This is a genomic window from Candidatus Cyanaurora vandensis, from assembly GCF_013285555.1.
Lineage (GTDB): Bacteria > Cyanobacteriota > Cyanobacteriia > Gloeobacterales > Anthocerotibacteraceae > Cyanaurora > Cyanaurora vandensis.
Genome location: NZ_JAAXLT010000070.1, coordinates 1 through 5,097 on the forward strand (window position 1 = coordinate 1; position 5,097 = coordinate 5,097).

The window sequence follows — 5,097 nt, forward strand, 5'->3', positions numbered from 1 at the left end:
GCTGCTGACTGTCGCGCCATCGAGTTTAGCTTTCCTGCCCATTCAAACTCTTTGGCAAGAATCGCACACTGTTTATTTAGGTCATACTGGGTAGCTCCTTTGGTATCTATCCAGTAGCGCAAGGCTTTATTGCGGATGAATTGGAACGTGCGTATCGCTTCATCAATTAAGGCGAACTGCTCAGAGGTGGCGACTAACTTTGACTCAAGGACTAACATACTATTATTATAGTTTATTTAAGCTGAAAGTTGTTGCTTAGATATCCTATTCGCCATTGGCTGATACGGCTTATATGCCCATAGCTAAAGCTAGGGGTTTTACGCCGCTCTTGATAACTTTAGTTCTCATGAACTACGGCGGGGGCTTCTACCGTGTGGGAGGAAAGCAAAGCCTGTTGGTTCACCTGGGTACCGGGGCGCAGTAGGTCATGGACTCGTTGGAGGAGGACTTCGAGTTGGTTAACCCGCTTAACGAGGATATCCGTGGCTCCTTGATTAATGGCCCAACGTCGTTCTAAGGGTTCAATGGGTTCTCTCCGTTCAACCGTAAGTAAAATTGGCATCCACGGATAGAAATCTTGACAGTGGCGGCAAATATCGTAGGGATTGATTCCGTTTTGGCCCATATCGAGCATGAGTAAATAAGGCGTTTCGCGCTGGATACATTCATCGAAATCACGCGCTGAGGTGTAGCAGACGACTTCATAGCCCTGGGAAGCCAAGCCTTGAGCGAAGCGCAGACGGTAGTACTCATGTTTTTCAATCAGTAGAACCTTCTCACGACGCATACCCGACTCCCCTGTCCTACCCACAACGCACCTTTACGATACTGCTAATCCCTCGGCTCCATCTTGCGTAATTTTCACATTTAGAAAATATAAAAGCTCGTGAAATAAAGATTATGACAACTTTTACGGGTGGCACAGGCCCAAGAATAGCCTTAGGTTTTCAGTACAAACACTTAGGGCCGTAACCGCACACGGCGGAAATTGTAACTAGCAGGTTCCCGGCGTCGCCGACTTGGTGGCTGGGGTTGAATAGCTGGTCGTTCTAGCAGGGGTTAGATGTCAAGTTGGGCTTCTAGCTCCACGGGGAGGGAAATTTCTGGACGATGGATGATGGTACCGCGATAACGGACGACGGGCTCAATTGGGAGAGGGGTAGGTACCTCGGGAGCTTTGGTTTGAATGGCAAGCCAAGCGTTCTGGAGTCCGTTGAGGAAGCGACTGCGTGAGGCCAAGGGCGCAGCAGGGCTGGGGATGAGGACAGGACCGTGGACGGGACTGGGTAAGAGCGGACGGGGCGCGAGCGTAGGCTGGAGTCCTTGGAGGGCCGAGCGCAGGGTCTGGCGGTCTACCGAGGAAATCCCCCGGATCAACTGATTAACCCGGACTAAAACCGCCTCGACTTGAGCCGGATTTTTGAGCAACAGATCAGCGGCTCCCCGGCTGATGGCCCAACGTTGTTCCACAGCAGCGAGGGGCGTATCCCGTTCAACCAGTAGGAGCACCGATAGAGCAGGAAAACTGGTCTGCAACTGACCACAAAGGCTGTAGGGACTCAGACCGGGGAGCTTCATATCTAGGAGCAGGACCAAGGGCGTGTGGAGGGTCAGGGCTTGATCAAGGTCTCGAAGCTCAGAGCCCACAACCACCTCATAACCCTGGGAGCGCAGGGCTAAAGCATAGAATCGGCGGCCCATATCGGAACTATCTAACACCATGATTTTACGCGTGGCCAAGACTGCACCCCGACTCATTGCTCCAATATATTGTGGTTTCTGCTGAGAATTGTCACCTGCAATACAGTAGAGTAACCTAAGTATCTGAGTTAAGTATAATTACGGATGAATGGTTGATTCGGCGGGCTGGTGGACCCCAGGAGAAGCGGTATTGTGGGATGGACACAAAAGATATTACAGTGGGTTAATGCAAATAGTAATGTCTCATGCGTAACCCGACTCTCCGGGAAGAACCGCGTTACGAAAAAGCAGCCATCCTGCCGATGGCTCAGCGCGAGAGCATTCTAGAATGGCTCCAGAGTAAGGGACGGGTCGTGGCCCGTCAGAACATCGAGATGCCTGTCCTGGATGAGGAAGAAATCGAAGAACTCTTTGATGAAGAGACTGAAGATACTGTAGATGTGGACGAGGATTAATCGCCGCCCCTGAGAAGACTGGTGTATTCTTGGGGTCATGTTGTCACTGCTTACCCGCTTGAGGACGTGCACTTATGGCCCATGCGACTGTCAGAACCGAAGCAATCTCTGTCAATACCTATCGGCCCAACGCCCCATTTAAGGGTAAGGCTCTGCGAGTTGAGCGTCTGACCCCGGATGAGAGCCCCAACGATGTCCGCCATGTGGTGATGGACCTCGCGGATGGCGACTTACAGTATCTCGAAGGGCAGAGTATCGGGATCATCCCCCCCGGCCTTGATGCCAAGGGCAAGCCCCACAAGTTACGGCTTTACTCCATTGCCTCGACGCGAACGGGTGATGAGGGCGGCGAACGCTCCGTGGCTCTGTGTGTGAAGCGTGTTGTTTATATCCATCCTGAGACTAAAGAAGAAGTGCGCGGAGTGGCCTCCAATTTCCTCTGTGACCTCAAACCCGATGATGAGGTCCTCATCACGGGCCCAGTTGGTAAAAACTTCCTGTTACCGGAAGACCCCACGGCTAATCTAGTCTTGATTGCCACGGGGACTGGGATTGCGCCCTTTCGGGCTTTTCTGAAGCATATTTTTGAGGAGCGTCCCGGCGGTTGGCAGGGTCAAGTATGGGTGTTCTTTGGGGTCCAGACCTCGACAGATGTGCTGTATGAAGACCTTTACAAACAGTACGAACACTTGCCTAACTTCCGTATCTCCCTAGCGGTCTCGCGGGAACAGAAGAATAAGAAGGGCGAGAAGATGTATGTCCAGAACCGGATCGCCGAACATGTAGATGAGTTATGGTCCTGGCTCCAGCAGGGCAATACCTATACCTACATCTGTGGTCTGCGCGGGATGGAGACCGGAATTGATGCCGCCTACGCCGAGGTCGCGCAACAGGCGGGTCAAGAGTGGTCTAAGGTCCAGTACGACTTGAAACAGGCGGGCTTCTGGCACGTGGAAACTTACTAGCTCGACTGCACGTCAAGCAAGGGAGCAGGCTTGGGCTTGCTCCCTTTTTGGTGGGTGGTCTATGGACTGGCGGGTCAGCTTAATCGGTTTACTGGGAGTTGCGGCGATGGTACAAGCTGCGGATACGGGGCTGCTAGTCCAGGTTTATCGCGGACCCGTTACACCTGTCACCCAGGTAGGTGTTGAGAATGCGGCTCCCGTGGCAGGGGCCTCCGTCCGGGTGCTAGACCTGACGGGTAAAGAAGTCCGACGGGCGGCAACCAATCTCAGGGGGGAGTCGGTTTTGACCTTGGCCCCCGGCAATTATCAAATTGAAGTTCTAGCTTGTGCCGGGGTCCGCCGTTTACCCGAGGTAGAGACTGTCATAGTTAAACCCCAGACGATGACTAAGATTCGCCTAGATTGTGATACTGGGCTGCGCTAGGGGCACGGGCTAGGACGAAACGGAGATTGCACTCTAAATCCGGTTGGCCGGTAATCTCTTGATAACCCGCCTGATGGAGTAACGTCATGACCTGGGCGGCTTGTCCCTGCATCACTTCCACTGCCCATAAGCCCCCTGATTTAAGGACACGGGGAGCTTGAGACACCAGCTCTCGAAAGGCATCTAGACCATCGGTACCGCCCACTAAAGCAAGCCAGGGTTCGTGGTCTCGCACTTCGGGAGCAAGTTCAGCAAGTTGCGCCTGGGGAATGTAGGGGGGATTACTCACCACCGCGTCCACCAGACCTGTAATTGGTTCTAGCCAGGAACCCAGCTTGAGTTCAATGGTGGTCAACCCTAGACGCTGGCTGTTCTCCTGAGCTACGACCAGACATTGGGGGTCTACATCTACAGCTAGTACCTGTACACCGGGCAGGGCGCGGGCCAACCCCACCGCTAAGCAACCACTCCCCGTCCCCACATCTACGATCCGTTCAGGAGTCGTCCCCTGAAGAGCTTGGACAACATAATCCACGAGTAGCTCAGTCTCCGGGCGCGGAATCAAGACCCCAGGCCGGACAACCAAAGTGAAATCTCGCCAGCCCACCTCGCCCAACAGGTATTGCAGGGGCACGCGCTCTAAAACCCGCCGCTGCCAGAGGGATTCTAGGCGGGATAGGTAGGGGGCTAGGGTTGGTTCGGTCCATTCCAACCGCCCTAGGTCCGTGACCCCCTGAATTAAACGGTCTACTTCAATCGGGTCAATCTCTTGAACTAGAGCTGCACGACGAGACTGTTGCCGCCAATTCTGAAAGGTCTCAGGGTTTGGGAGCTTCATTGGGCTTGGGGGCGACCGGGGTTGTGGCCGGGGCTCCATCTTTGGCGAAACCCGAGGGCAGGTTCTTCTGGATCGTATCCACGTACTTCAAAGCATCCTCGGCGGGAATGAAGGTAATGGCTTGGGCTTCTTTATCATTTTTGGCATCAAGCATGAAGTCAAGGATTTGGTATAAGCTCGCCACCTGAATTTCTGCTTTGATAGCCATGTCGGGTTTATCTTTTTTCAGCAGTTGCCACTGTTTCTGGAGGTCGTCTTCGCTGAAGAAAAAGGGTAGCGACTGCTCTGAACCCTTGGTAAAAACTACGGGCTGACCGCCTTTACCTAAAAAGAAAACGGGAATCCAAGGGAATTCTTTGATGTCTGATTTGGTTTGTTTAGCCAGAGCGAGGGCTTTCTTCTGGTCTTCGGGATCAGGCTGGAAGTAGTAGCGGATCTTGCTTTCCTTGTTCTGCCGTTCAGTACGGGCGGCATCAAAGGCTTCACCCAGGCGGATCGGGATGATCTGGTAGAGCTTGCTGGCATCCGGGGCGTTCTTCTGGAACTCGGCGTAATTTTTAGAGGCGAGGTCGCCATCGGTGAAAACTGGGATCACGCCCACTTCTTCCTTGGCATCTTTTTCTTTGACGGGCACAATCAGGGGCTTGCCCTCTTTATTGACAATGGCAAAGGCAGGCACATTATTGAGCTTTTCGCTCACTTGCTTATCGGTCA

At 53.3% G+C, this 5,097-nt stretch carries 7 protein-coding genes and 1 pseudogene; 3 read left to right on the top strand and 5 right to left on the bottom strand.

Annotated features, from left to right (window positions below):
- The 3 genes and pseudogenes from HFM78_RS04435 to HFM78_RS04445 form a co-directional block, all read right to left on the bottom strand.
- Window positions 1–218: pseudogene (locus HFM78_RS04435) on the bottom strand (RNA-guided endonuclease TnpB family protein); the annotation flags it as partial.
- A gap of 119 nt (window positions 219–337) precedes the next feature.
- Window positions 338–787, bottom strand: a complete 450-nt coding sequence (locus tag HFM78_RS04440; RefSeq protein WP_287128217.1) for a response regulator transcription factor — start codon at window positions 785–787, stop codon at window positions 338–340.
- Between the two features lie 272 nt (window positions 788–1,059).
- Complete coding sequence (locus tag HFM78_RS04445) at window positions 1,060–1,740, bottom strand: response regulator (RefSeq protein ID WP_287128218.1); 681 nt, start codon at window positions 1,738–1,740, stop codon at window positions 1,060–1,062.
- A gap of 206 nt (window positions 1,741–1,946) precedes the next feature.
- Here HFM78_RS04445 and HFM78_RS04450 point away from each other — a divergent pair, with 206 nt between their 5' ends.
- The 3 genes from HFM78_RS04450 to HFM78_RS04460 all read left to right on the top strand — a co-directional run bounded on the left by HFM78_RS04450 (window position 1,947) and on the right by HFM78_RS04460 (window position 3,545).
- A complete protein-coding gene (locus HFM78_RS04450) occupies window positions 1,947–2,156 on the top strand; it encodes a DUF3134 family protein (RefSeq protein ID WP_287128219.1) in 210 nt (69 codons plus the stop codon).
- 74 nt (window positions 2,157–2,230) lie between these two features.
- A complete protein-coding gene (locus HFM78_RS04455) occupies window positions 2,231–3,121 on the top strand; it encodes a ferredoxin--NADP(+) reductase (protein WP_287128220.1) in 891 nt (296 codons plus the stop codon).
- Between the two features lie 61 nt (window positions 3,122–3,182).
- Window positions 3,183–3,545, top strand: coding sequence for a hypothetical protein (locus HFM78_RS04460; protein ID WP_287128221.1), 363 nt, complete (start codon window positions 3,183–3,185; stop codon window positions 3,543–3,545).
- Here the strand turns inward: HFM78_RS04460 and prmC are convergent.
- Together prmC and HFM78_RS04470 are read right to left on the bottom strand one after the other, a co-directional pair.
- Window positions 3,508–4,383 (bottom strand): peptide chain release factor N(5)-glutamine methyltransferase, encoded by an 876-nt coding sequence (gene prmC / locus HFM78_RS04465; RefSeq protein ID WP_287128222.1) that lies wholly within the window; start codon window positions 4,381–4,383, stop codon window positions 3,508–3,510. The two genes, HFM78_RS04460 and prmC, sit on opposite strands and share 38 nt — an antisense overlap.
- Window positions 4,364–5,097: Tic22 family protein (locus tag HFM78_RS04470; protein WP_287128223.1), on the bottom strand; the 734-nt coding region annotated here is incomplete at its 5' end. The genes HFM78_RS04470 and prmC, both read right to left, overlap by 20 nt.

Bases quoted from the DNA above. Each gene is read 5' to 3' on its own strand.
- HFM78_RS04440 (WP_287128217.1), bottom strand. From the start codon at position 787: ATGCGTCGTGAGAAGGTTCTACTGATTGAAAAACATGAGTACTACCGT.
- HFM78_RS04450 (WP_287128219.1), top strand. From the start codon at position 1,947: ATGCGTAACCCGACTCTCCGGGAAGAACCGCGTTACGAAAAAGCAGCC.
- HFM78_RS04455 (WP_287128220.1), top strand. From the start codon at position 2,231: ATGGCCCATGCGACTGTCAGAACCGAAGCAATCTCTGTCAATACCTAT.
- HFM78_RS04460 (WP_287128221.1), top strand. From the start codon at position 3,183: ATGGACTGGCGGGTCAGCTTAATCGGTTTACTGGGAGTTGCGGCGATG.
- prmC (WP_287128222.1), bottom strand. From the start codon at position 4,383: ATGAAGCTCCCAAACCCTGAGACCTTTCAGAATTGGCGGCAACAGTCT.